The following is a 25,707-nucleotide window of genomic DNA, read 5'->3' as shown; positions in this document are numbered from 1 at the left end:
CAGGAGAGTCTGAAGATAACTCGATCGCCGCTAGCTCAGAGATGTGCCATGGGATTCCTGCTGATCTTCGCGGCCATTGCCCCACTCGCCTGCATCAACGTGGTCATCGTCCGCCTATTCCAGCGTTGGCAGGCCAAGACACGCTGGTGGACCGTGCTAACCGCCGCGTGGGTTGCTGGGGCTGCCCTGGGGGTCGTGGGCGGCTTCTTCTTCGAGTACCGGGCGTCGCCCCAGCTCAGGGTTGTTGGTGCGCCTATCCCTGCGGTCTTCCTTCATTGGGAGGGAGCACCCGGAGAAGAGGAGTGGGTGGATTTTGTCACCCCAGCCCCGTTGCTGTTTGCCGGGTCGAATATCGCGATCCTTGGTTTGATGGCAGCGTGTCCTGTCGGCCTGGTGTTCTGGCTCCGGCGGCGTGCGCGTGTGGATTCAGGAGCAACATGAGCCACGGCCGGCCACAAACGTTTCGCGATCTGATCTCCGGGCATATCGTTCGTCGGTCCCACCCCATGCTGCGATCCGTGTTCGACTCTGGCAGAAATCAAATGGGACATTCCTATATCTTAACGCAGTCTGCGCAATCTGGATAGAACCTCCTCAATGACCTTCCTCGCACTTCCACCAAGCCCATTCTTGCGATAACACACGCTGCCCGCGCCTTGGCCACTGAACACTGCTATCAGAATAAATTTGGTGGAATTCAAAGGGGTCAGGATCCGATACGGCCATATCGGCTCCTGACCCCTTTGTGAACCTCCGCGAGCACAATTTCCCGCCACCAGCTTCCCAATCATTTTTTGGGGAGCGAGGTCAACGTCCTGCTGCCCGGTCCCTCTAGCATCCCGTAAAATCACGGCCCGACCAAGTGCAGTGGACCTGCCGCTCTCTGTGGCTACCTGGGTTGTGCATACCCAACAACGCAGTTGTCGACCTGGTCGGAGGCGATCGTCTTTCGTATTTCAGGGACGGCCCTTCGACCGGGCGGCAGAGCGATACCGATTGAGACTTTCGTTCACTCGCTTGGAACTCAATTCGCGAGACGTGGTTACAATATATGACTTCGATTCCAGAGCTTGCTTTTCGATGAGCATTAATGCCTTCTCCGCGGTCGCCACGGCCCCGTCCGGATCACCCGCGCGGAGGAGGACTTGGGCGAGGGTTTCGAGGGGTCCCAACTCCTCGCCCTGCTTCAGCTCCATGGCGCGGCGGGCGGCGTGCAACGCGAAGCGGGCTACGCGGGGGTTTGGGTCATTCTTGAGTCCGTTGTGGGTCACATGCGACGCGAGAAAGTTCAGGGCCCTCGGATTGTCCTTGTTTGCCTCAAGGAGCTTCGCGCCTAGTTCCAGACCCGCTTCAACGTCACCGCTGTTGCAGAGTGCCGCAAACTTATACATCACGAACTCCTCGGCCAGTTCAGGTTCGTCGGCTGCCCCCTGATCAATGGCGGTGACGGCCGCTTTGTAGTCTCCCGCCTCGTACGGGGTGAAAACCCGAGAGCGGATTACTGAGAGCTTCTGTTCCCGAGTTTTCGCCGCAAGTCGTTCCCGGGCTGCGGCTGTAGGGTCCCAAGTTCCGGCCACGACCTTGGCGAGAGGTTCATCCATTACCAGGGGGTGGCCGATCCAGGCGATCTTGCCGCCGCGAACGATGAAAGCGACCGGGATCGCGTGCTCCTCCGCGGCCTGCAGCCACTTCCTGGCCATCACTCCGGGCTCGTCGCCCGACTCAGGGACGCTGTCCGTCGCCACGCTGAAATCCATCTTGTCGCCCATCTCCTCGACGAACGGCTTGACCCGCTCCGGGTGTGGCTCCCAGACACTGACACCGAGAAACCCAACGCTTCTGTACTTGTGGGCGAGTTCGCTCAAATGCGGGTAGCAGTCGCGGCAGGGGATACACCAGGTGGACCAGAATTCAACGACATAGATCTTGCCTGGGTCGAATTTTTCGACCTTTTCCCCCTTCACCCAGGCCCCAACCGCCAACGGCGGCGCGGGGTCGCCGAGATTGAGGATATCTTCGCCTCTCGCCTCCATTGACATAAGGCAAGCTGCAAGCACGGTCAGTAACCGTCGCATCGCATCTCTCCTGATCTTTACACCGAAAGTCCCACCCCGGAGATCAACCTAAGACAAATGCCGTAGGGATGGTCTAACTCTAACGCTATGACCCGCGACCCGCAACCAGACACGTAAAGGGGGACATAGCGGAGTGGCATAAAGCCAATAATTAACACTTTGGCTCATCAGGTGTTACGCTATTCCGCTCGTGGCTTTCTCATCAAATTATACTGCTTCGGACGCCGCTGCTTCTCTCGGGGTTCGACGCGATCGGCACGATCAGGATTGACCACCAACTTTGGTTGCTCGTCTTCCGGCTTCGCATGCATCAACCAACGCAAGGCGTCGATGAAGCTGATCCGCTCCACGTCCACTCTTTAACGTTTCGCCGCCTCAATCATTACGATACATACCAAATTGCAAACAATCGCATAAAATATTATTTGTTTCAATATCATTAGACAGCAATACACTTCAACACGTCTATTTTCATTGCCTGCTTCAAGCGGCGTAGTTCGAGCTCCACTCGCCACCTCATGCCATAGAGCTTCGCGAGCGCTTCCAGCGGATAAAACTCCGCATCCAGGAGCGTCGTCACCAGCATCACAGTAAGCGTTCACGCCCCATCGCCCAGGATCGATGGTTTCGAGAGCCATCTTCTGGTGGGCGAATTCAAAAGGGTCAACGAATTCAAACGGGCCAGGAGCCGATGCGCCATATCGGCTCCTGGCCCGTTTGAATTCCCAATCGATTCCGGGTCGAAGGTGGTGTCCCGGGTCACCGAAACTCGGCCATCCCGAAACCCCCGCCTCGACTCCCTGGAATTCAGGTCTCGCCTGGGCTGGGGGGCAACATCGGCAGGTCGCAAACGACGACGCTCCGAGGCTCCCCTTCTCCTGCTCCTCCTTCACGCTCGCAGAGAAACTCGGTGCCCACCTCAGCTGCGCCGCCCGCACAAAGCCAAGCGCGATCGGCCGACCCCATCCCGGCGAGAATGCCGTCGATGTGAGCTTTCCGAACGTCTTGCCCTCGCGCGTCAGGACCAGATTCTCGGTCGGTACGTCGTCGGGCGTCAGGAACTTGAATCCTTTGAGAACCTTGTTGACGTGCCCCAGCGCATCGATCCGGGCCACGGTCTCCTGCCCCAGGTAGCACCCTTTGACAAAGCTGATGGCGCGGTTGTCGCGGCCGATCTCCTGGGGCAAATTCTCCGAGGTGACCTCACGCCCGAAGACCGGCGTGCCCGCCTCTATTCTCAAGAGGTCAAACAGCGCGGGAGTGAGGTCGACCAACCCCAGCTGCACTCCCAACTCATGAAGCTGGCCGGCAATCCTCGATCCATCGGCGCTGCCGCCGATGAGCGTCAGGCCGGGCTGACCCGTGGGCGATTCGCGAATCAGGCGGACGGGACTTCCCACGAGCTCGGTGCTGCAGTGACTCAGGTCACCTTCCGGGGGTAATTCCCCTCCGGCCAGGCGCACAAGGTCGGCGGCGCTCGGACCCGACAGATGGAATTCGAAAGTCAGGGCGCTCTGGTCGTCGATTGAGACCTCGTCAAACACCCCATACTTCCGAAGGTGAGGAAGAAGCAATCCGGCTCCGCCCGGATCGGTGCGGAGCAAAATCCGGTCCTCGGACGCCACCAGCGTGACGTACCCAAGGGTCTTTCCCTGAAGGCTCGTCACGAACGACTCGTGCCCCCGGCCCACGGCCAGGCGCTTCACGTCATTGGTCGTCAGGTTGTGCAAAAACTTCGCGCGGTCCGCCCCGGCGATCTCGATCCGCACTCGATCGCCACGGTCAATGAATCCAGGCTGGGTCTTGCTCGCACGGTAGAGGTCATTCGGTTCGACCATCGATCCTCGAATCCCCTCGTTGGTTTTAGTCGGAATCAGGCTTCGGTCGAATCATTGGATTCGTCGAGAACATGCACGGAGGTCAACTCCGCCTGGCTGAGGAACAGGCAAGAACGGCTGGCGGCCACCAACCGGCGCGCCTCATCGGCCCGCTCCAGGGGGACCATCGCAAGATCCTCAACGTCGTCCGCCTTCAAGGAGCTGAGCAAGTAGACGTCGGCCCAGGCGAGAGCATTGGCGAGCGAGCGAGCGGCCGAATAGTCGAGGTCGGCCTCGTGCCCGCGAAGGGCTTTCAGTGCCAATCGCGGATTGTCGACCCCAATCAGCTTCTGGAACGATGGCCCGAGCAGGCCCGCGGCCCGGGAGAGGATCACGATTTTGCCACCGCGCTCCACCAACCGAGTGGCGGTACTCAGGCCGTCGGCCAGTTCCTCCAAGGTCGAGGGTGCTCCCGGCCGGCCGACCCCCGCCACGACGAGTTCTGCCCGTGTCTCGACCTGGAATTGCCAGAGTCGCTCGATCGCCGCGGCCCCTTGCTCGCGGACAGCCGAATCCAACCCCGCGACCACCTCGGCCGGGCCGACGACTCCGGGCACGATGCCAAGATGGAACTGGCTCCCCAGCAGCCAGCTCGCTTCCGTCACCTCGCTGAGAGCCTTCGACGGTTGTTCGCGGTTGAATTGGACCTCGCTCGCCCAGCCCCGGAAGGCCTGCAAGGTCTCGAGGTCGCTCAGACAGGGATAGAGCGTCCGCCATGGCCCGCGATAGCCCAACACGTCGTCAGGACCGAGCCGGCCGATCGGCAAAACAAAGTCGGCGTCGGTGACGAGCTTGTTCAGATAGACGCGACGGCCGCTCTGTGTGCTCGCTAGATAAGCCAGTTCCGTCCGGTCCGCCGGGTCGTGGATCACCAGCGACACTTGCTCCGGCAACTCGAGCGGCGCAATCCCGGGAACCGGGCCGAGGGTGGAAAGGACGGTCATCGAGGCTGGGTCGATCCCGGCATTCCGGAGCGTTCCGCAGACCCCTCGGAGAATGGCAGACGCATGTGGCTCCCGCGCATCGAGCGCAATGACCACATGATCGCCCGGAACAACGGCCTGGCGCAGCGGCGGATATTGCCGCGGTTGCTCCAGCGCATCTATGACGAGACGCTCGACGTCCTGAGCCGCGACTCCAGTCGGTCCATGCCATTGGCCGACCAGGCGGTCCTCGGGAACATCTAACTCCAGCCGCTCATCCTGAAAAGTGACACCGACCAGCATAACCCTCCCCAGCACTAACGACGGGCCCGATTCTCCCGCCCCCCACCCTTTAAAGCCTTCCAACTCATGATAGGGTCTCTGTTTCGGGGCGACAAGTTCATCAAACGATTCGAGGGGTTCCAGGCGAGCGGTTGACCCAAGCCAGGGATTGGCCGATAATCATGACAACTGTCACTTCGGATTCAAAGGCGATGACCTTCTGTCCCGTCTAACGTCCACACTTGCGACTCGTTTTCTTAGGTCACGGCGAAGGGTGAGGACCGTTGAACCTCCTCGAACGTACGCGGCGGCTGCTGCAAGGATTGACGCCGGCCTCGCCCCCCAAGGTCCAGTACTACAGCGTCGCCTGTCCCGAAGGACATCGGCTCCGCGGTGAACGGACCGAGGGATACCAGGCGCTCCGCTGCCCGACCTGCGGCGAGGGGATTTTCGTTCTCCCTCGAAGCCCTTTGCCCGAACCGATCACGACCGAAACCGCACGCGAGGCCCAAGTGACGGCCGCCGTGGTCGATACCGAGCGCGAGGACGAGCCGGTTCGCCTCTCCGACCCGATCTCTGCTCCCCAGATCGAGCCCACCGACGTTGATGGAGAAATCGAGTGGGTCGAGGGTGAGCCGTCCGGAGAGGTGCCCGATTCCGCCCAGAACTCCGATTTTTTTGAGAGTCTGTCCGTTACGGAGCAGGCCGGTCAGGGCCAGGACGTCGACGAACGGCGGCCCGCGAGATCGAAGCCGACTGCGGGAACTCCCAAGAACCGCCGCGCTGGGGGTTCGCCTCACGCTCCCCAACCGAATCGTGAACCACCGCGAATCGCAGTGGCCCCGCGCGAGTCCGTCCTCGATTGGGCGCGTCGCTGTCGCAACCCTTTGATTTTCTTGGCCGTGGCCACAATCGTCGCGGCAACAGTGGGGTTCCGCGTCTGGCGATCGAAATTCCAGGATCTGCCACGGGTCGTCGAGATCGCTCGTGAACAAGGACTCGCGGCCCTCGACGCCGGAGACTTCGATACGGCTCATCAGCTCCTGTCCGAAGGCAAGCGCGCCGTCGATGCCCTCGGTGGCGCGGTCGAGGGAGCTGCCGAGGTGCGCCACGGTGCCGAAGAAGCGGCCATTTTCACCACGCTCGTCCCGGAGCCCCTGGAACAGATCCTCGTCGAGGCCTCGGCGGACACCGAGGAATGGTCGTCGCGGTTTGCCACCTTTTACAAAGGGCGATCCCTCTTTCTGGATTGCACCGTGAGGGCCGTGCCCGACGCGACCGGCTCCGGTTCCTACGAGCTCGACTATCGGATCGTCCCGAACGGCGAAGGCACCCGGCCGGATCTCCGCAAAGGGCGAATCGACTTGACCGGCTTTCGTCTCTTCGAGTTGACCCAACCCAAGGTGGGGGACCATGTTCAGTTCGGCGCTCGACTGGCGTCCTTCACCTATGACCGCACTGCCAAGGAATGGTTGGTCGGCCTCGAGCCAGAGAGCGGCGTGTTCCTGACCCATCCGTTGGCTCTCGAAGCGATCGGTCGACCTGCCCCCGAGGAGGCCTCGGGAGAGGCACTGCAATGATCCGGCGCGTGGTTCTCCTGGGCGCATTGCTCGGCCTGCCCCAGTTCTCGACGTTCGCTCAAGCCGCGGCGATCGCGGTCGAACCTTCAGAACTGACCAAGCATCCCGAACTGATCGGGCATGAGGTCAGCGTCGATGATCGGGTTGCGCTTTTCCTGTTCCATCAGGGGCGCGACTTCGATGAGATTACCCTGAAACGGACGCCGGTCCTTTTTCGCCTCCCCCCCCGCCTCCGTTACCGCCAGTCTCCAGGGGTCCCGGCAGTCCGCCTGACCGGAATCCTGAAACGGGAAGAGGGCCAATGGTTCTGCGACGTCACCACAATCGAACTCTTCGCCAAAGATATGGTGCGGTTGAACCGGGGCGTATCGATCCTGCCTCCCGGTGAATTCGAGAAGCGGTCTGCCTGGGCCGCCTGGGCCAATCGACGGGCCAAGGAGTTCCAGGACGAGGAGCTGTTGAAACGGGCCCACGAGATTGAGGTCGAAGCGATCCGGTTCGAGGCGGACAGCCGGTCCGCCGATCCCGCCAAACTCTGGCTCAAGCTCGCCCACCGCGCCCGCGCTCACGGACTCCAGGAACCGGAACCGTCGGCACTGGCCCACCGCAGCTTCCGCTCCAGACTGGAGACCGCAAAGGAGCCCGAAGCGCTCACCAGCCTGCTCGCCGACCTGAAAACCTTCTTCGCCGATTCCAGCACGCCTGTAGCGACCGGCACCACCGAGATGGCCCCTTGGGCGGAGCCTTATGCGAAAAATCCCGCGGAAGCCTACCGGACGGCCCCCGTACCGGTCCGCAAAGCACTCGATCACCAGCTTTGGGCCGACGCCACTCAGCGTCTCCTGGAACGAAGCGCCGAGTTGGAGCCGCAAGAGACGCTGAAGTTGGCCGAACGAGCCACCAGCCAACTCCCCGACCGACCGAAGGTGGCCGAGCAGCTTTACGAACAGGCCTTGAAGACCAAAACACTGGAGCTTGCCACGCTTCGCCTGAGCGAGGTGAAATCGCTCGCCAAGATCTACAGCGAACAGTTGCACCAGGCTGATCGGGCCCGCGACTTGCTCCGCAGTTGGCTCGACGAACAGCGCAACCACCAGATGAGCCCGACCGACGCCGAAGGCCGACTGGGGCTGGCCACTCTGTACGAAAGCCTGATCGAGGACAAAGCAACCGCCGTCGAATTGCTCCAGAGCGCCTGGAAGATCGACCCGCAATCCAAGGAGGTGGCCGACGCCTTCCGACGGCGCGGATTCCGGAAGGTCAATGACGAATGGATCGAGTCGGCCCGCTCGAAACCCAACACCGACGCCGGCGCAACCGCCGAACTCGAAAGCGTGCCTACCCCCCAAAATCGAAAGCTGACGAACCTGACCCCCGCACAGGTCCGAACCCTCCTCGGCGGGAAGCCGAATCGCGTCGTCTTCTCGGGCACCCAAGGACAGCTCATCGAGCAATGGATCTACTTCGGAACGAAGCAGGACCAATATATTAATTTCTTGCGAACCCCCGGCTCCGATTTTCCTCGCGTCGTTGCCTACTATTCACTCCCCAGACCCGCACACTCTACCCGTCCCTGATCCCAACAACCTCGAACTTACACCACGCACGCTATCACTCAATCATATCGCTCCGGAGCGGCTCCGCCCTCCTTTGAAATAGGTCGGCGCACGACTGCGCCAGTGGGTCAGCGAAATAATTCGACCTCATGCTCTTAAATGGGGTGTGAGCAAAGTTCGATTGAGAAGGCAACTTTTTAGGAAAAATGGAAGGAGATTGTTCAAAATCTCCCGAAATGGAGGTCACGGGGAACTCAAATGGGCGTAACACGTCAAAGTGTTCGAATCGAGAACTTGGGCGTCTTGAAGCGATTGCATCTGATGACTTCCCAAGAATTTGCGAGGAAGTAGTGACGCACGATGGGCGAGATCTCGATATGAGAATGGTGACGGACGACGGCCATCCCACCCTTGTTTCCCCTACGCCCAGGTCAGATTGTCCGCCAGAGCCCGGCGCGGCGTTTTTTGTGCTTCAAATGCGGAAAGAAAGCAACACGTGAGGAGAGTCGGAACGTACGTCTGAATAAGGTGTTGCCGTGTTCGCAATGGTGACCGTGTTCGCTTCCCCAAAAAAATGCAAAATTATAGCAAACCATTGCGTCGGAGCGACGTATAAGTTCTGAGACTTGGCAAAAAAGGTCCCCGTCTCTTGCCTATGGCGCATAATGTGCTCGGGTGATACGACGCGAGACCTTCCCTTGAGGGTGGTTCTGCGAAGATCGGGGCGATCGGGTTCTAGACTGTTGGACACAACCCGGTCCGACTTTTTTTGATCTCGGATCCGTTGAATTGTTTTTTTCGTGACCGGGTTTTCTGCTTCGAGTGAATAGCGCGGGTCCGTCGGTCCGATCTCGGCAACCGTTGATCCGCTTCGACGTACACCTGGGAGGTGTAACATGGCCCGCAAAGATGCATTGCTTCGACTTCACTCACGGTTGGTTGCACGACGAGACGCCTTGCGGAAAGCGTTGACCGGTGACCTGGAGAGCTTCCGTCAGTTTGCCGCTCTCAATGGGGTTGGCGACAACGTCGACGCCGCCGTCGATACCGCCAACGACGAGATCTGCTCGCAGTTGGTCGAGATTGAAAGCCGCGAACTCGGTCAGATTGAGCATGCCCTGCAGCGGATCGTTGAAGGCGTTTACGGCCGTTGCGAATTCTGCAACACCAAGATCGCCGAAGCTCGACTTAACGCGCTGCCCTACACGAATACTTGTATCGACTGCCAACGCGAGAATGAGCGGCAGGGCCAAGCATTCGGCGCAGGCGCTGATGACCAGCGCTGGGCGAAGATTTATGACAAGCCGAGCGATGACAGTGACGGCGACTCCGACATCCGACTGAGCGATTTCGAGATGGATATGAGCGAAACGGGCCGCTGAGAATTTGCGGATGGTTCGACCAGATTCATTCTTCGAGCGTGAGATGGCCGCCGGAAATTCCGGCGGCCTCCTTTTTTTTCCCCAAGCTCCTTGGACTCATGTCGGACTTCGATGAGCGTCTCTGAGCAGGCGGGAATCACGGTCGCTGGGAGTTGCAGGCTTCTCTCAACGGTTTGGGGGGAGATGAGTCTTCCCGATTTCCCCCTTGGTCTTCGTTTCCTCGCGCTGAGTCGCTCTTTGACTTGCCCCTAGACGCGGGGCTATATTAGTGGTGGAAAGCCTGCTCGCCGGCCTGGTTAGTAGGTCGGAGATGTACTCGACGAACATCCTCTGCTCCGCCCTCCTGTCGGTCCTGGCGTGGAGATCGGTCAATCATGTCTCGCCCCTCTTCTCCGTACGTGCTTCTGGCAACGTTGGCCAGTGGCATCATTCTCGGTGTAACCTTTGGTCGAGGCGGGGCATTCGTCTCGGCTCAGGCGACCGGCAACGCGCGGCCTGAATCCGCCTCGGGGTCCAGTTTGGCCTCGGCTCGCCCCGTGAACGCGAAGGCGAAGAACGAGGCTGAACTCTACGAGAAGCTTGCCCGTCAGTATGAACTTTTTGCTCACGTGAACCGCACGTTCGAGCTCGTAGCCGAGGCGGTCTCGCCTGCCGTGGTTCATATCGTGGCCCAAAAGTCGAGCCGGGGGGACGACGCCTCGCACGCCCGCCGTTTCGAGGAGACCGGCTCAGGTGTGATCGTACGGGCCGACCGGGGGAACGACCTTTACGTTCTGACCAACAACCACGTCGTTGAGGGAGCCCAGGCTGAGAAGATCAAGATCTTCCTCAAGGATGGCACGGCGATCCGCCCCAACCGCACCTGGCTCGACGCCAAGGCCGATATCGCCGTGCTCGGGCTGGGCCGCGACGACTTGCCGGCAGCTCGCCTCGGTGATAGTGACGCCGCCCCCGTCGGAACCTGGGTCCTTGCTCTCGGAAGTCCGTTCGGCCTGACGCATTCGGTCAGCCAGGGGATCATCAGTGCCCGAGGGCGGCACATGGACGAGCTCGAGGATGTCGAGAATCAGGACTTCCTCCAGACCGACGCCGCCATCAATCCGGGGAACTCGGGAGGGCCGCTCGTCAACATGAAGGGCGAGGTGATCGGCATCAACAACTCCATCGCCTCCAACGGCGGCGGCAATGAAGGGGTCGGCTTCAGCATCCCGATGAACCTGGCCCACTGGATCATGAACCAGTTGATCGCCAATGGTCGAGTGACGCGCGGGGCGCTCGGGATCGACCTCCATCGTGAGACCGAGTATCGCACCGAGGATGCGCTCTCCCACGGTCTCGACCGCACCAAGGGGGCCTGGGTCTCGGTCGTTCATCAATTCTCACCCGCCGCGGATGCGGGGCTCAAGGACGATGACATCATCCTTCGGTTCCGTGGCGTCGAGGTTCAGGACCTCAACCACCTCATCAATATGGTTTCGATGGCCCCGATCGGCCAGCCCGCCGAGCTCATCGTTCTGCGGGAACGCAAGCAGATTCGTTTGGTCGTCAAGGTGGGTGAACGGGATCGAACAGTGGTTCAGACCGGTCCGATTCCGGACCGTTCGCTTCCGCGTGGCCCCCTCCGTCGACCAGTCCGGCCGGACTCGACTTCGAATTACGCGATGGGCCTGGAACTCTCGACACTCGACGATGCGACGTCACGGCGGCTCGGCCTGCCGGGGAATCCCCAAGGCGCCGTCGTCGCGAAAGTCGAGCCCGATAGCCCGCTGGCAGGCGTGTTCAAAACCAATGACATCATCTCGAAGGTTGATGGCCAGTCGATCGCGACCGCCGACCAGGCTGTCAAAGCACTCAACCGATCGACCGACCAGAAGTCACTCGAACTGGAGATCGACCGATTGGTGGAAGGGATGATCGAACGCCACTCGGTCAGCGTGCCATGACATCAGGACTTAGCGAAGCACTCAAGGGCCTCGGTCTGGGCCGCGACCTGTCCTCGCAGGAGACCTCGGCCGCGGTCGCCGAGATCATGTCCGGCGAGGCCTCCGACGCACTCGTCAGCGCCTTTCTGACGGCCTTGCGCGTCAAGGGAGAATCGGCCGACGAACTCACGGGAGCCGTTCAGGCTGTCCGTGATCGCATGGCGGATTGGGACCCAACGGGCCTTCCCGGTCCTCTCCTGGACACCTGCGGGACCGGCGGAGACGGTGCCAACACCGTCAATATCTCGACGGCGACCGCAATCGTGGTGGCCGCGTGCGGTGTGCCGATCGCCAAACACGGCAATCGGTCCGCATCAGGCAACTCGGGCAGCGCCGAGGTTCTCGCCGAACTGGGCGTCATCGTTGAAGCCGATCCGACGGTCGTCCGCCGTTGCCTGGCCGAGGTGGGCATCACGTTTCTCTTTGCCCCCAGGCATCACCCAGCCTTGAGGTTCGCCGCCCCGGTACGACGTCAGCTTCCCTTCCGCACCTTGTTCAATTTGGTGGGGCCCCTGGTCAACCCGTCGCGCCCCGAGTTTCAGCTCGTCGGCGTGCCGGGCGAACCCCAGGCGGAACTTATCGCCACTGCCCTGTGCCGGCTCGGTTGCCGGCGGGCAGCCGTTGTCAACGGCTCCGACGGACTCGACGAGGTGACCCTGGGAGGCATGACGCGAGTCCACTGGGTCGAATCGGGTGTCGTCACCCTCAAAAACTGGCAGCCTGAAGACTTTGGGCTCACTCCCACTCGCGCGGGAGACCTCCGCGTCTCGGGTCCGCCCGAAAGCGCGAAGCTGATCTCCCGGTTCCTGGCCGGGGAGCAAGGGCCGGTCCGCGAGTCGGTTTTGGCCAACAGCGCAGCGGCTCTCCTGGTCGCTGGCGTTGTCGACACCCTTCGGGACGGAGTCGAGCGAGCCTCTGGCATCATCGACAGTGGCGCAGCCGGCGAATTGCTCGATCGCTGGAAAACGGTCAGCCGGTCCGCCTCGTAGCGCGAGCTTCGCCCCTGCTGACGCCCACGACCGCAGCGGAATTCGAGAAACCGGCTCTCGGCCGGTACCCCCTGGTTCCCCTGCGCGAGGAGACGGCAGACCACCCCCGAAACGACCGAACCAACACGTTGAGGAAGGTGAGCCCCAACGGTCCAGGGGACCAAAAAAAAACGCGGCCGTTCCCGGAACCAATGTTCCGGGAACGGCCGCTTGTTATGTGCGAGAGCGAGGCCTGAATTACGCCTTCGCGGCGGGATCCTGACCGTCGATCCAATCGCCTTCAAGCTTCTGGTACTCGGGGGCGTGGAGCAACGAACCTTCGTCGCCGGCCTTCCAGCCGATGACGTGGTTGGGCTTGCCACGAAGCTTGCTTCGCTCTTCCCAGCGAGCGGCCCACGAACGGTCCGCATCGGAAACGGTACCCGTTCCCTTGTCGAGGAAGAGCGCCTTGCCTTCGCGGTACGACTGAACGCCCATGTTCACCGTCGCGATCGCGGCATAGCCGAGGTCGGCCGGGCAACGGGTCTCGGGGTTCCTCGAGCGGATGCACTCGATGAAATGATCCCAGAGCGCCCGGGTGTCTTTGTCGCCGCCCGGGTCGAACTTGGCGTTGTAGTGCGTGCCGCCCCCCTTGTTGCCGTTGCGGGACGGCGGTGCGGGAGCCCCACTCACTGCCTGAGGAATCAGGTCGAAGCCATCGCCCGAGAACACGATCGAGCCGGTATGGCCGCGGATCACTTCTTCGATCGTCGTGTTATTGACCATCGTCGCAGTGATCAGGACCTGGCAGCCTTCGTCGTAGTCGGCCACAACGGTCGCCACGTCAGGCACGTCTCGACCATCGTACTCGAGATAGATGCCGCCACCACCGACCACCCGGCTCGGGAGTCGAACACCCATGGCCATGATCAGGTGGGTGAGCTGGTGGACGAACAGGTCGGTGTACATACCGCCGCCGAAGTCCCAGTAACAGCGCCACTGAGCATAGCGGGCGCGGTTGAAGGGCTGATCCGGGGCCAGGCCGAATTCGGAGCCGAGGAACATCTTCCAGTCGACCGTCTTCGGGGTCATGTCCTCAGTTAGCTTGTAGTACCGCCACTGCCCCACGTCGCTGTTGCGGTAGTACTGGGTCTGGCCCTGGACGATCTTGCCGATCTTGCCCTGGGTGACCATCTCGTTGGCCATCATCCACTGGGGGTGCGCCGTCGACTGAACGCCGACGGTGAAGACCTGCCGAGTCCGTCGGACCGTCTCGGCCACCTTGCGGGCCTCCTCGATCGTGTGGGTCATCGGCTTTTCGCAATAGACGTCCTTACCGGCGTCCATGGCGTCGATCGACATCTTGGCGTGCCAGTGGTCGGGCGTACCGATGACGACCGCATCGATGTCCTTGGATTCCAGCAGCTTGCGGTAATCCTTGGTGACATGCTCCTTGTCATTCGGATCCAAGCCGCAGCGCTCGGCCGAGGGATAGAGACCACGCCCCACGGCCTTGTTACCGTCCCACACGTCGCAGACCGCGACGATGTCGACCGGCTTCTCTTCCTTCTTCATCGCCAGCAGGTGGCCGATGTGTGCCTGGGCGCGGCCACCGGGGCCGAGGATCGCGAAGTTGAGCCGGTCATTGGCTCCCTTCACATTGCCAATCGCCGGATGGGCGAAAGTGCCGGCGGCCACCACGGCCCCCGTCGCCACGCCCGCGGTCTCCATGAAGCTTCGACGGGATACCACTGGCTTCTCAGTCATCGTGTTCGCTCCGGGGGCTGGGAATCTGCGGCAATTGGGCGTCGCAACCCGGCAGTCACGGTCCCGCCACAATCGGCGACTCGTCCTCGACCAAGATCACGTCATCGTTGTCGAGGAGGTTCCAGGCAGAGAGTCTCTTCAACTAAGCGACCGTAGCCGAAATCGAAAATCTAGCCGTTAGACTAACTCTCATCTGGGATTCGGTCAAGGACTTGCGATCCGCGGCGGGCAAGTCCCAAACTATTGACCGCTTTTCGCCGTATAATACGAATGGACGTTGCGGAAGACCGGTTCTGACAATAAATGCAATCATTCACGCAATCAGAGACCTTATTGACAAACGTCGTGGAATGCCTCACACTCGTTCTAAGGAAACGGTCAGTGGGACGTTTTGTCTTTGTTCCCTCGCGTTGCCGACGACTCCTTCAATTGGCTGAGGCTGGTTCATCTCCGATGTGAGGTGAGAATGCGTTTCGTCAAAGAATCGCGAATCGCGGCGCCCCCCTCAGCGATCTTCGCGTTTCATGAGAGTCGTGGGGCCCTTGAACAATTGTCCCCTCCATGGGAGCATGTCGAACTGGTCGAGGGGGGGGATTCTCTGCGCCCTGGCAGCCGTGTCGTCTTGAAAGTGAGGCTGGGTCCGATCCCGATGCGCTGGGTCGCCGAACATACCGAGTACGAGCCTGGCCGGCTCTTTGCGGATCGACAGGTGAGCGGACCGTTTGCCAGTTGGTATCATCGTCACCTCTTTCTCGATGACGAGGCGGGAGGAACGATCCTGCGGGATGAGATCGACTACACGCCCCCCCTGGGTTGGCTGGGGCGATGTTTTGGAAAAAAATTCGTCGAAACGCGATTGAATCGCTTGTTCGACTACCGTCATCAAGTGACCCGCCGCATGGTCGAGAAGGGGGACTCCCCCCTGTCCGCGACCTCTTAATTCGACGGTCGCAACGTCTGATGGAATCTACGTTCAAGTGTGGTCCCACAGTTGCCGGATTGTCAGCTTGCGTGATTTTCGTGAGCTAGAATTCGCCATACTTTTCATGTAGAAGCAGACGAATGCTCGAAACTCGATAACTGTTTCGGGGTTTAACTTTGGGAATACTGGGTTTCTCAGATCCTCAAAGTTTCGACAATATTCTGGCGTGGCGATCGAACACTCGCTTACTTGAAACTTGTAGACAGCGCTGGGACTACGGATAAATAATTATGGCTCGCACCATTCAATGCCTACAATGTGGAGTCATCCTCAACCTACCCGAGAAGTCGGGCGGGAAGCGATTGAAGTGCCCCAAGTGCGGGACCAAGTTCCAGGTCGGTCCCGACTCATCGCAGTATCCGGCAACGGAGCGAAGCGATGTCGATGCCAGCGCCGCCTCCTCGCTTCTTCAGTCTGGCGGCCACGGCGATTTTTCATTGCCGACGTCCTCGGGGGACTTGAGAGAGACGTTCGATCTCCCACTGATGACCGAGGCCGCTGCAACTCCGGCCCGCGCGGCCAAGCCAGAGACGGCCGCCGATGCCCTCCTGCTCTTCGATGAGCGCAATTCCGTTCCCAAGCGGAAATTGGCCGCGGAAGCGCGGTCAAAGGCGCGCCGTTGTCCCACTTGCGGCGGCGTTGTGCCTGTCGGAATGTCGATCTGTTCGTCCTGCGGTCTCGACCTTGAGTCCGGGGCGCGCGTTCAGCTTGACGATGATCTGCTCCCCTCCGCGCCCATGAGATCCACCGGGCCCCCGCTTCCGGTGACCATTATTGCGCTCGTGTCGCTCCTGGGCAGCCTGATCCTGGCACTTTACTCCACGGTCCAGTGGTTCAAAGGCGTCGAAGGCTGCCAGTACTTCATCCCCGTCTGCCTCTTCGGTTGCTTCGCCGCCGTGCATCTGCTGCGTGGGCGGACGGCGAAACTGCTCATGGTCGCACTCGCACTTGGAGCCATGATTGACGTTGCGGCGCTGATCGCGATGCCCGTCTTCGAGGCGAACCAAGCCACCCGGACCATTGAGAACAAGCACAACACGGACGACCCTGACGCCGCGAACGTGGCCATCGAGCCGATCACCGATCATCTCGATTCTCAGAAACTGGGACTCGGAATCGCGATCCTCTTGGTCTACGCGGCCGTCTCGGCCTACCTGGCGTCCCCATCGGTCAAAAACCACTACGCCCGAAATTGAGCGTCGGTTGCGGATCGTTGGTGAAAATCACAAGGAGGGGCGGTCATGTGACCGCTCCGCTTTCGTTATTTTTTTGATTCGCCGTGAGCTTTGCGCCCCTGGACAATGCGCTGTTCGGTCCCTCGAATGAAAGCACCACCAATACGGTAGCGACCGAACGTCGGAGCGTGAATGCTCCGAAGCTGATGAGGCGCGCACGCAGATTGCGGCCCTTTAAACATTGGCGTTCCGGAGTGGCCTTCAACGACCTTGGGGCCCAGGTTTACCGGAGAAACCACAGGTCGCAAGCAACGCAACCAGGCGGGTCACCGCTCCCATCATCTCTTCGTACGAGGGAGGGTGAGCTTGTCGGGATGTAAGCGAGCGCACTTCCACCGGCCGGGCCGGCCGGACGACAGTGCCCGAAACAGCCCGCCCGTTGGGAATCAGCAGGCGGACCGCTTGGCCCGCCCTCCCACGTCACAACGAGAAGCGAGTGATGACTGATCCCTTATGCGGTTGCGCTATCGAGAGGGCTCCGCCAGATCGGGCGGACCGGAAAGAGGACCCGTGCGGCGTCGAGGGCGGTGCCGGTGGACGACTCGAAGCCTTCCTCGGTGGCCGCTCCATCGATCCCACTGTGTCCCATCAAGAGCCGAACCAAGGTGGACGGGGAGAGAGTCAGGTGCCTCCGGCTGAGCTTGTCCGGTTCGACCCGAGACTTTTTCCCTTCGATGTGAACCAGCCAGCGTCGATCCCCCACGGTCATGCCGAGTTCCAGCGGCCCCGTGGCCCCCGCCTGCTCTGCGCGACGAGCCAACTCGGGGAGGATCAACTCGAGAAAGTGGTCGATGCTGGGAATGTGATACATCGAGCACGTTCCCTCGTATTCCTCCTGGTCGATCACCTTGCCTGAAGCCGCGCGGAAGGCCTCGAGCACGGGATGGTCCACCGGCGCGTGGACGATCACCTCGGGATAGGCCCGCTCCAGGGCCTCAGCTCGTACCCGGCCGAGCAAGGCCTTGAGCGCCTGAGGATGAGCCGGGTGAGACGCGATCTCGAGGATCTTATGATCCTTGACAAACGCGTAGCCACGGACCGTTTCGCCCTGGCAAGCAACCCAAATCACATGCGCATATTTACGCCCGATAATCCATCGCCAGTAATCCTCGGATCGGATGACGGCCCCGGTGGTATCGGCGTACTGGAGTTCATAAAGCGCCATGAGGTCGTTGAGCTCGACCTGGCGCCAGGGGCGAACGTTCCAGAAACCGCTTCGCCCCTCGATCAGGCCATCGCTGACCTGGGGCAGGTTGCGGCTCAGGGTCTGGCCAAAGGTCTGACGGCCGCAGACTCCCCAGCCCAGTGGACGGTAGAACTGGGGCATACCGGTCGTCAGGGCCTGAACCACCGCGCCCGTTTCTCGAGCGCGATCATCGGCCAGCCGCATGAGGTTTTGCGCAAACCCCATGCCCCGATACTCGGGCAGCGTTCCAACCCACATCACGCCGTTCAGCGGCAGCTCAACCGCCCCATAGCGGATCCGCCGTTCGGTCAGGTGGATGTGGCTCACCAGCCGGTTGTCCACCTTGACGAGCAAGCGTTGCTCCGGCCGGTAGGTCGGGTCGCTCAGAGCCCCTAAGTACGCTTCACGATCGGGACCGTGGAAGACGTGCAGCAGCGACTGATAGACAGCTTCATGGTCTGCCTCAGTACCGAGGCAGAATTCGACGGAGCCGCGACGAATCGGGAGCCGGATAACCGGCGAGGGAACTTTCATCGGGACGACCACCTTGGAGACGCGCCGCCTGGAACTCGAAGCGGGGCGGAGGATCGAACCGCTCGACCGGAGCCGTTGCCTCATTGATGCCCTCTCATCAATTATTCTAAGGCCAAACCGAGGGGTTCGCCGCAATCAAGGGCTGAGTTTTTGGCGTTTTTTTCGATAGAACTCATTCACCCGACGCGGGCAGGGCCATCGATCCTACCATCACTTCGTGCAATCGCCGCTCAGAATGCAGCACAAACGCATATTCTCGGTTCCTTGCCACCATATTTCGCCCTACAACTGCAACCATGCGTGCTTGCTCAGTCTGTAACTGGTCGCGTACCTGAGTGACTCCCGCCTGAAGCGATTCATTGAGCCGGCGGATCTCCTGGAATCGCGCCCGACGCTCGGGGTGCGACGAAACGGCCGAGGCGATTGCGGCCTGCTTCGCGGCCACCAGCGCTTGCAGCTCGGGCGTCAGGTCCGCGAGATGGCGGTCGGGGTTATAGGTGAGGTCGCGGAGGGAGCGATTGAGAGCCGCCAGTCGTTCCGCTCCCGCCGGATCGAGACCAAGCCCCAGCCAGAGAGTCATCGAGAGCGTCAGGTAGTCGGGCGGCTCGATGGCGAAGAAGCCGCGGATAATTTCGTCGCCCAGCTCATCGTACTTCGCGCCACCGATTCCATGGACGAACAGGTCGCCCAGCAGGAGTCGAGCGAACATCGTGGTCGTGAGCGCCCGGGTGCGCAGGCGAATTCGTTGGGCCGGCAAGCTCAGTAATCGTTCGACCGCGCAACAAGCGTCGCGATCGGGGCCCAGCGGCAGTTCAAGAAACGGTTGGTCCTCACCCTCGGCGCGAAGTTCCATGGTTCGGGGGAGTTGGCGGACAAAGAGCGATCGACGTCTCGGTTCCGAACCGCGCCAGACCCAGAAGGGAGCCTCGCGCCACTCGTCCTGACGACCCAACGCAGGCACCGGATGATGCCGACTCCGAATTTGATAGCGAGCGCGATAACGGGCCAGGGCCTCGTTGTGGACGGTCTGGAACCGGGGTAGATCCGCAAGAATGTGCGAGGCAAACCAAAGAAAGCCTTCGGTCTCGCACACGGCGCTCAGAGGGATCTCGGCGTTGTGGACCCCCCATGATCCTTCGAGCTCCCGGCGGGCCGCGGCGAACCGCAAGCCAAGGCGTCGGGTCTGTTCGCGGCGTTTGAGCACCAACGGCCAGAACGATTCAATCAGAGGATCAGCCACCGAGTCGGTCAAAACGTCGCGGACTCGCGTCCCGAACGATTCGAACAGGCCCTCGTCTTTCACGTTCAGATCTTCAAACGGAAGATCGCCCGTCCACTGGTCGTACTCGACCCGTTGGACGTGCAGGCCGCCGTCGACGCTTTTCTGAGGAACGCGAATCGTCGATGACTTGTGCAGGTCGTTGTCGACGATGAAATTCAGGCCGATCCCGCGCTGACGCTGGGCAAGCGCGGCGACGGCGAAATTCTTGACCCAGACGCCCGGATGATAAAGCTCGGGTTGATGCCCGGTCACGACCAAGGGGGCCGACGAGTCGACATTGACCGGAAGGTCGAGTCCGAGCCGAGCCAGGTAGTCGCGTGCGCCTTTGAGGACCTGCGCGCGGACCTGCCCCCGGAGCCGACTGGAGCGTCTTCCCTGGAAGTCGTAGTCCCAGCGTTCCAGTCGTTCGATATTGCCGGAGGTGACCGGGACCGCGTCATCCAGGGGAGGAACCGCGAGCAAGGCTCCGTCTTCTGAAGGGGCCCGCAGGCGGTGCGTGCTCATCAACGACATCCCCCGGAAACCTCAAGACCCGCTCGGTGCATCGCTTCGTGAAAGACCGACCGATAGTGATTCAGACGATAGTCGGCCTGATCGAGGGCGCCCCCGAAGGCTCGCGATTCGTCGAGATAAATCAAGGGAACAGGGACCTCGAGGATCGACAATCCATGGGCGACCGCCTGGACCCAGACCTGAAGTGGCATGGCATAGCCGAGGTCCGTGATCTCGAACGCCGGCAGTGCCGAGGCCCGATAGGCCTTGAAGCCGCAGAACGCGTCGGTCACGTTCAGCCCCAAGCACTCATTGAGCCAGCGCGTCACCTCGACGTTGATCCGCCGCCGCTCTTCGGGCGGGATTTGAGTCGGGTCGAAGATCTGGAGATAGCGGCTCCCCGAAACGATGTCCGCCTGGTCCAGGTGAGACGCGATTTCGGGAATCCGGGACGGCTCGTGCTGGCCGTCACAATCGAGCGTGACCAACCCGTCGTACTTCCCCTCAAGGGTTCGCTCGAATGCGCTGCGGAGCCCCGCGCCGTATCCAAGGTTCTTGGGGTGCCGAATCACCTGGACTGACGGGAAGTTCCCGAGCAGTTCGGGAGTGCGGTCGGTGGAACCATCGTCCACGACGAGAACGTCCTCGCTGAAACGGAGGACCTCGGTCAGGACGGACTCGAGGTGAGCCTCTTCATTGTGAACAGGGATAGCGGTGAGAATTCTCATGCGCGAACTCGCGGCCCACAAACATTGATTCCCGCACTCTTATCATCTTAACTCATCTTCTCGCAATTCTTGGACCCTCGCATTCTAGATTCCGAGAATGGGAAGTCAACGAAATCCACCAGCGAGACCTTGATGGGATTCATCCACCCCTCTTGACCGAGCCTGTGAAGGCCTTCTAGCATAGTGACCACTCTTCACCCTTACGGCGTGCGCGCCATATTTCGTCACTCATCCCCAGCCGCGACTGATCAGATGACCCAATCCGAAACGCCTGTATCCCGCTCCGAGTCCGAGAAAACGGCCTCCTCCGTCGATGCAGCAGCGGTCGCCGAGTCGCCCCCTCCCGCCCCCGAACCTTGGACTGGGGAGCGCGTGCGGGAGTGGAACGCCTATTACGACCTGTACGTGGTTCTCGGGGTCGTCTTGCTGGTCTTCGTCGCCTCGGCCAATAAGATCTCCCATTCCGCAATCTGGTCGCAGTTGAAGGCCGGGCAGATCATGGCGGCCAAGGGGGTTCCGGTCCCGCTCGTCACGGACACGTTCTCGTACACGATGGAAGGCCAACGTTGGATCAACATCCCTTGGCTCTTCGAGTGGAGCCATGCTCTGCTTTACGACGGGGCCTACCGCCTGGTTCCTCCCGACAATAATGACACGATCTCGCCCACGCGGCGTTCCGAACAGGTAGGTGCGGGGGCGCTGGTCGGTTTAACGGCCCTGGTCCGAGTGGCGACTTTGCTCGTCTTGCTGGGGATCCGCCGGACCGGACCGGGCCTGTGGTGGTCGGCCCTCTGCGCCACCATCGCGCTGGGAGCGGTCTACAGCCCCTTGGGGGTGATGATGGGTGGGATCGCGGGGCCGGCCTCCGTGTCACCGGAGACCTGGGGACAGCTCTTTCTGGCCATCGAGTTGCTGCTACTGCACCGCGCGATCAACCTCGGCCGTCCGCGTGCCGCCTATGGGTTGATTCCCTTGTTTCTGCTCTGGGCCAACGTCAGCGACTCGTTCCTGATCGGCCTGTTGGTGCTCACAGCGACGGTCATCGGCCGCCTTTTCACGGCAAAAACGACGACTCCCAAGGGAGAGGCGGATCCCCTGCCCTTGAGTCGCGGCCTCATCCTCTTGGGAATCTGCGCGGCGGTCTGCTTGCTGAACCCGTCCTGGCACCTGGCCTATCTCGCCGCGATCGACCCGTTCCTTCAACTCTTTCAGCCCGCGGGCGGTGTGATCTCGAGCGAACAGCTTTCGTATTTCGGCAAGGCGATTCGTGGGCGTGACCCCGCGCAAGCGAATTCGGTCTGGTTGTTACTGATCGCCTTCTACTTCGTGATCGTCCTTGTTGGCCTTTTCTCGTTCGCGCTGAACCGCAAGCGATTCTCGGTCGGTCGATTCCTCTCGTTCGCCGTCATGGCGTTTCTCTGGGCTCTCTACATCCGTTTCGGCAGCCTCTTTGCGATCGTCTTCGCCGCCACGCTGATCTTGAATGGTCAGGAGTGGTATCAGGACCGGTTCGGGATCGAAGGTCGGCTCGGCCGAGGTTGGTCGATCTGGTCGACCGGCGGTCGATTCGTGACCATCCTTCTGGTTTTCCTCATGGTCGCCAAATGCCTGACAGGCTACGGCCGGACGGCGGGGGACAGTGTTTTTGGATTCGGCTTCAACCCCGATGACTTCGCCTTCGAGGCGGCCGACTACCTGCGGACCAAGGATCTCCAAGGCCAGATCCTCAACACGACTCGACTCCAGGGCGATTCGCTGATCTGGAAGGCGTTTCCCCTCCAGAAACCGTACATTGACGGTCGCAGCCACCTCTACCCGCAACCGCTCCAGGAGGAATTGCACCAGATCCGGCTCGCCCTGGCGGAAGATGCGGTTGAGACCTGGAAACCACTGCTCGATCGGTTTGAAATCAGCGCCGTGATGATCGAGCCGTCGACCGCGCCGAAAACCTATCGGGCCTTGATGCAGAGTCCGAACTGGATCCCCTTCTACGACGACGGCAGTGTGGTCATGTTCGGCCGAACGGATGCTCCGGCGAAAGACCTCGCCTTCTTCAAGTCGAGCCGGCTCGACCCCGAAGTGCTCGCCTATCAGTCGACGAAGTCCCTGCCGCCGTTTGACCGGCCTCCTACCCCGGTGGGTCGCATGGATGAAGTCTTTCAGAATCGCTTCGGGGTCCCCCCGCAACCCCATACCGAGGCGGCGGAGCGTTGGTTGCAGGGCCTACCGAGCGAATCCGACGCGTCCTCGCTCCCCGATCCTGCCCGCTGCCTCCTGGCGATCCGTGAAGCGCGAATCGCGCTGAGCCGGAAACCGGACGACACCCAGGCGTACCGGATCTTGAGCCGGGCCTATCGCGACCTGATGGTCCAAGAATCCGCGTTGCTGTCCGGCCTCAAGCTGACTCCGGAGAATCGCGATGCCATCAATCGAGTGGCGCTCCAGCCTCAGTTGCTCATTAACCGGTTCCGCCAGCGAATCACATCGCTGAACTTCGCCATCCAGTCAACTCCGCCTCCCCGGCGGGCCGAGGAGCGATTGGCTCTGTTCCGGCTCAATCTCGAGCTCTCCGAGCTTTACATGTCCATGAACTTCCTTGACCTGGCTCGCGACCGTCTCCAGGCAGCCATCGCGCACTCGGATCAAGAGAACCCGGAATTCCTGAGCCAACTGAGCCAGCAATTCAATCAGCTGGACAATCGGGTCAAGCAGGTTCAAGACAGCCTGACGGAAATGCTCGCCGAGCAACAAGCCAGCCCCATCAATCGCGCGGATTTCGCGATGGGCCAAGGTGCTCCCGGGTTGGCGATCCAGGAACTGGAGGAAGCCCTTCAGATCAATGTCGCGGTCAACACCGTGAAACCGCTTCTGATCGATCTCTACTGCGACACCGGCCAGCCCGAGAAGGCACTCGACATCCTGGCCACAAGCACCACCATTGACGACCCCACTCTCGGGACAGAGCCGGGGACCCCTGCCTACCGCCAGGGCCGCGTCTACTTCCTGCTCGGCAACTACAGCTACGCATCATCCCTCTGGAAAAACTACGCGATCCGGCAGATTCGCCTCGAGCGAAGTTTCGCGGCCCTGGGAGCGGGTGCCTCGCTGCTCCATGGCGAAGCGAAGCCGGCAAGTACGCTCTTCATGAGCTTGCCTGGAAAATTGACGACCCAGGCCAACTGGGAGTACGAGCTTGCACTTTGCGAACTCGAATCGGGCGAGTCCACCCAGGCCGCGGAAGATTTCACCTCGGCACTGACGTTGTTGCCCACCTTGCCGACCCGCCCAATCATTGCCTTTTACTTGGAAAAGCTGGGGCAACCGGTCCCCCCCCTTCCCAAGACTCCCGACGAGACCGAGAGCACGAAAGCCAAGGAAGAAGCGGCGAAGCCCAAGGTTGAGGAGGCGAAGCCCAAGGCTGAGGAGGTAACGCCCAAGGCTGAGGAGGCGAAGCCCAAGGCTGAGGAGGCGAAGCCCAAGGCTGAGGAGGCGAAGCCCAAGGCTGAGGAGGCGAAGCCCAAGGCTGAGGAGGCGAAGCCCAAGGCTGAGGAGGCGAAGCCCAAGGCTGAGGAGGCGAAGCCCAAGGCTGAGGAGGCGAAGCCCAAGGCTGAGGAGGCGAAGCCCAAGGCTGAGGAGGCGAAGCCCAAGGCTGAGGAGGCGAAGCCCAAGGCTGAGGAAGCGAAGCCAACGGAAAAGGAGGCGAAGCCCAAGGCCGACAAACCCGCCCAGGTTGAACCCAAAGTCGATCCGCCGGCCGATCAGCCCACCCCGGAAAAGGCCAAGGAAGCGGAAGCGGCGAAGCCATCCCTCTAAGCCAGGATCGATCGGTTCCGAGGTGATCCAGGAAGCCAGAGATCAAGCTTCTTCAATTCGCGGCCCCAAGGGGCGACCGTCAAGAGCCTTTCCGCTGGCCCTGACGGTTGCCCTCCGGGTTGATGCCCCACGAACACTTCGCAAATTCCCGATGCGTCATCCCTCTGATGATCGCATCAACGCTGCGGAACCTCTTTTCCAACCCTCCTGGAGATCAGGAGCGGCGCCTCGCGGAAGGCCAGGAGTGGCCAATTCGGCCCCCGTGGCATTCCAAGCGAGTTTCCGCGATCTATTTCTCTGAGCCGGACTCCGCCCCATCGACCACCAATTCGACATTGTCGAGCACGCAGACGATGTCCTGAAAGTCGTCGTTGGTGGAATACTCCCAACCGATGATATAGCTGTGCGGAATCAGCTTACCTGTCTTCAACTCGCGATTTGGATAGATCATCGCCTTGTACGGCTGCTTGGCAAGGCGAGGATTGTTCGCCTCCACGAGACGAGGTTGAGTGAAGACCAATGTGTCCTTCAGCCCATCATTAGAGACCCAGAGGCCGAACGGCTTCTCCCCAGGCTCAAACGACGTGTTCGAGCCGGCCGCCAGGGGAGGCGGGAGCCTCATGCCCGAATTCACATCTTCGGTTGTGTTCTTCCATGTATATGACCACAATTCGTGACTTTCGGGTGCTTTGTCATCCTTGGTCGGCGCATACCACCCACCCCGGTTCGTGGTGACCAGACCGAGGGCGATCGCCGGTCGATACACCACCGGACCCGGCCCTGCTTTTCGGAACAGGCCGGGCGTGGCATTGGGGGTGGTATTCACCGGATTGAGCAAATCCGCGAACATCGATAAACCGTACTTCTGCTTCAAGACGACATCCCAATCGGGTTCACTGGGCCCCGGGGCGACCTTCGGTTGTTTGGCGGTTTGCCCCCAGGCCGGAGCAGCCAGAACGGAAAGTCCGATCAGAAGCAAGCCAGGCATTCGTCTCATCATCGACCTCAGGTGGAGAATTGGGTTGCGAAGGCCTCGGGGAATGAACGGCCCGAAGTAACAGCG

At 61.1% G+C, this 25,707-nt stretch carries 17 protein-coding genes; 9 read left to right on the top strand and 8 right to left on the bottom strand.

Annotated features, from left to right (window positions below; translation table 11 throughout):
• Positions 1-48 precede the first annotated feature (48 nt).
• Positions 49-441 (top strand): hypothetical protein, encoded by a 393-nt coding sequence (locus tag V5E97_RS13195; RefSeq protein WP_406699783.1) that lies wholly within the window; start codon positions 49-51, stop codon positions 439-441.
• 515 nt (positions 442-956) lie between these two features.
• On the opposite strand, the gene V5E97_RS13190 is transcribed toward V5E97_RS13195, so the two are convergent.
• The 3 genes from V5E97_RS13190 to V5E97_RS13180 all read right to left on the bottom strand — a co-directional run bounded on the left by V5E97_RS13190 (position 957) and on the right by V5E97_RS13180 (position 5,178).
• On the bottom strand, positions 957-2,075 hold the full coding sequence (locus tag V5E97_RS13190; protein WP_406699782.1) for a redoxin domain-containing protein: 1,119 nt from the start codon (positions 2,073-2,075) through the stop codon (positions 957-959).
• A 359-nt stretch (positions 2,076-2,434) separates the two neighbouring features.
• Positions 2,435-3,913 carry a CAF17-like 4Fe-4S cluster assembly/insertion protein YgfZ gene (gene ygfZ / locus V5E97_RS13185; RefSeq protein WP_406699781.1) on the bottom strand — a complete coding sequence of 493 codons (1,479 nt, stop codon included), beginning with the start codon at positions 3,911-3,913 and terminating at the stop codon, positions 2,435-2,437.
• A 35-nt stretch (positions 3,914-3,948) separates the two neighbouring features.
• Positions 3,949-5,178: a lactate racemase domain-containing protein gene (locus tag V5E97_RS13180; RefSeq protein WP_406699780.1), complete on the bottom strand. Its 1,230-nt coding sequence runs from the start codon at positions 5,176-5,178 to the stop codon at positions 3,949-3,951.
• Between the two features lie 263 nt (positions 5,179-5,441).
• Between V5E97_RS13180 and V5E97_RS13175 the strand changes: the two genes are divergently transcribed.
• The 5 genes from V5E97_RS13175 to trpD all read left to right on the top strand — a co-directional run bounded on the left by V5E97_RS13175 (position 5,442) and on the right by trpD (position 12,646).
• Positions 5,442-6,737 carry a TFIIB-type zinc ribbon-containing protein gene (locus V5E97_RS13175; RefSeq protein ID WP_406699779.1) on the top strand — a complete coding sequence of 432 codons (1,296 nt, stop codon included), beginning with the start codon at positions 5,442-5,444 and terminating at the stop codon, positions 6,735-6,737.
• Positions 6,734-8,314: a tetratricopeptide repeat protein gene (locus V5E97_RS13170; protein WP_406699778.1), complete on the top strand. Its 1,581-nt coding sequence runs from the start codon at positions 6,734-6,736 to the stop codon at positions 8,312-8,314. The genes V5E97_RS13175 and V5E97_RS13170 overlap by 4 nt, the downstream gene beginning before the upstream one ends.
• Before the next feature lie 875 nt (positions 8,315-9,189).
• The gene (locus V5E97_RS13165) at positions 9,190-9,675 is read left to right on the top strand and encodes a TraR/DksA family transcriptional regulator (protein WP_406699777.1); all 486 of its coding nucleotides are present in this window, start codon (positions 9,190-9,192) and stop codon (positions 9,673-9,675) included.
• A 374-nt stretch (positions 9,676-10,049) separates the two neighbouring features.
• Positions 10,050-11,618: a trypsin-like peptidase domain-containing protein gene (locus tag V5E97_RS13160; protein ID WP_406699776.1), complete on the top strand. Its 1,569-nt coding sequence runs from the start codon at positions 10,050-10,052 to the stop codon at positions 11,616-11,618.
• On the top strand, positions 11,615-12,646 hold the full coding sequence (gene trpD / locus V5E97_RS13155) for an anthranilate phosphoribosyltransferase (protein WP_406699775.1): 1,032 nt from the start codon (positions 11,615-11,617) through the stop codon (positions 12,644-12,646). Before V5E97_RS13160 ends, trpD begins: the two co-directional genes overlap by 4 nt.
• Positions 12,647-12,883: 237 nt before the next feature.
• Here trpD and V5E97_RS13150 read toward each other — a convergent pair whose 3' ends face one another.
• Positions 12,884-14,392: a Gfo/Idh/MocA family protein gene (locus tag V5E97_RS13150; protein WP_406699774.1), complete on the bottom strand. Its 1,509-nt coding sequence runs from the start codon at positions 14,390-14,392 to the stop codon at positions 12,884-12,886.
• A gap of 466 nt (positions 14,393-14,858) precedes the next feature.
• Between V5E97_RS13150 and V5E97_RS13145 the strand changes: the two genes are divergently transcribed.
• Together V5E97_RS13145 and V5E97_RS13140 are read left to right on the top strand one after the other, a co-directional pair.
• The gene (locus V5E97_RS13145) at positions 14,859-15,332 is read left to right on the top strand and encodes an SRPBCC family protein (RefSeq protein WP_406699773.1); all 474 of its coding nucleotides are present in this window, start codon (positions 14,859-14,861) and stop codon (positions 15,330-15,332) included.
• A 272-nt stretch (positions 15,333-15,604) separates the two neighbouring features.
• Positions 15,605-16,570, top strand: coding sequence for a zinc ribbon domain-containing protein (locus V5E97_RS13140; RefSeq protein WP_406699772.1), 966 nt, complete (start codon positions 15,605-15,607; stop codon positions 16,568-16,570).
• Between the two features lie 490 nt (positions 16,571-17,060).
• Here V5E97_RS13140 and V5E97_RS13135 read toward each other — a convergent pair whose 3' ends face one another.
• The 3 genes from V5E97_RS13135 to V5E97_RS13125 all read right to left on the bottom strand — a co-directional run bounded on the left by V5E97_RS13135 (position 17,061) and on the right by V5E97_RS13125 (position 20,831).
• A complete protein-coding gene (locus V5E97_RS13135; RefSeq protein WP_406699771.1) occupies positions 17,061-18,413 on the bottom strand; it encodes a GNAT family N-acetyltransferase in 1,353 nt (450 codons plus the stop codon).
• An 88-nt stretch (positions 18,414-18,501) separates the two neighbouring features.
• Positions 18,502-20,115, bottom strand: a complete 1,614-nt coding sequence (locus tag V5E97_RS13130) for a hypothetical protein (RefSeq protein ID WP_406699770.1) — start codon at positions 20,113-20,115, stop codon at positions 18,502-18,504.
• Entirely contained in the window at positions 20,115-20,831 is a 717-nt protein-coding gene (locus tag V5E97_RS13125; protein WP_406699769.1) for a glycosyltransferase family 2 protein, read from the bottom strand. The genes V5E97_RS13130 and V5E97_RS13125 overlap by 1 nt, the downstream gene beginning before the upstream one ends.
• 252 nt (positions 20,832-21,083) lie before the next feature.
• On the opposite strand from V5E97_RS13125, the gene V5E97_RS13120 reads away from it, so the two are divergent.
• Positions 21,084-24,644: an alanine-zipper protein gene (locus V5E97_RS13120; RefSeq protein WP_406699768.1), complete on the top strand. Its 3,561-nt coding sequence runs from the start codon at positions 21,084-21,086 to the stop codon at positions 24,642-24,644.
• Between the two features lie 289 nt (positions 24,645-24,933).
• Here V5E97_RS13120 and V5E97_RS13115 read toward each other — a convergent pair whose 3' ends face one another.
• Entirely contained in the window at positions 24,934-25,632 is a 699-nt protein-coding gene (locus V5E97_RS13115; protein ID WP_406699767.1) for a hypothetical protein, read from the bottom strand.
• Positions 25,633-25,707 lie beyond the last annotated feature (75 nt).

This window comes from Singulisphaera photorubra (genome assembly GCF_045290345.1).
Classification (GTDB): Bacteria; Planctomycetota; Planctomycetia; order Isosphaerales; family Isosphaeraceae; genus Singulisphaera.
Note: the sequence above shows the minus strand (reverse complement) of the source record. Positions and strands in the feature narration are given on the sequence as shown.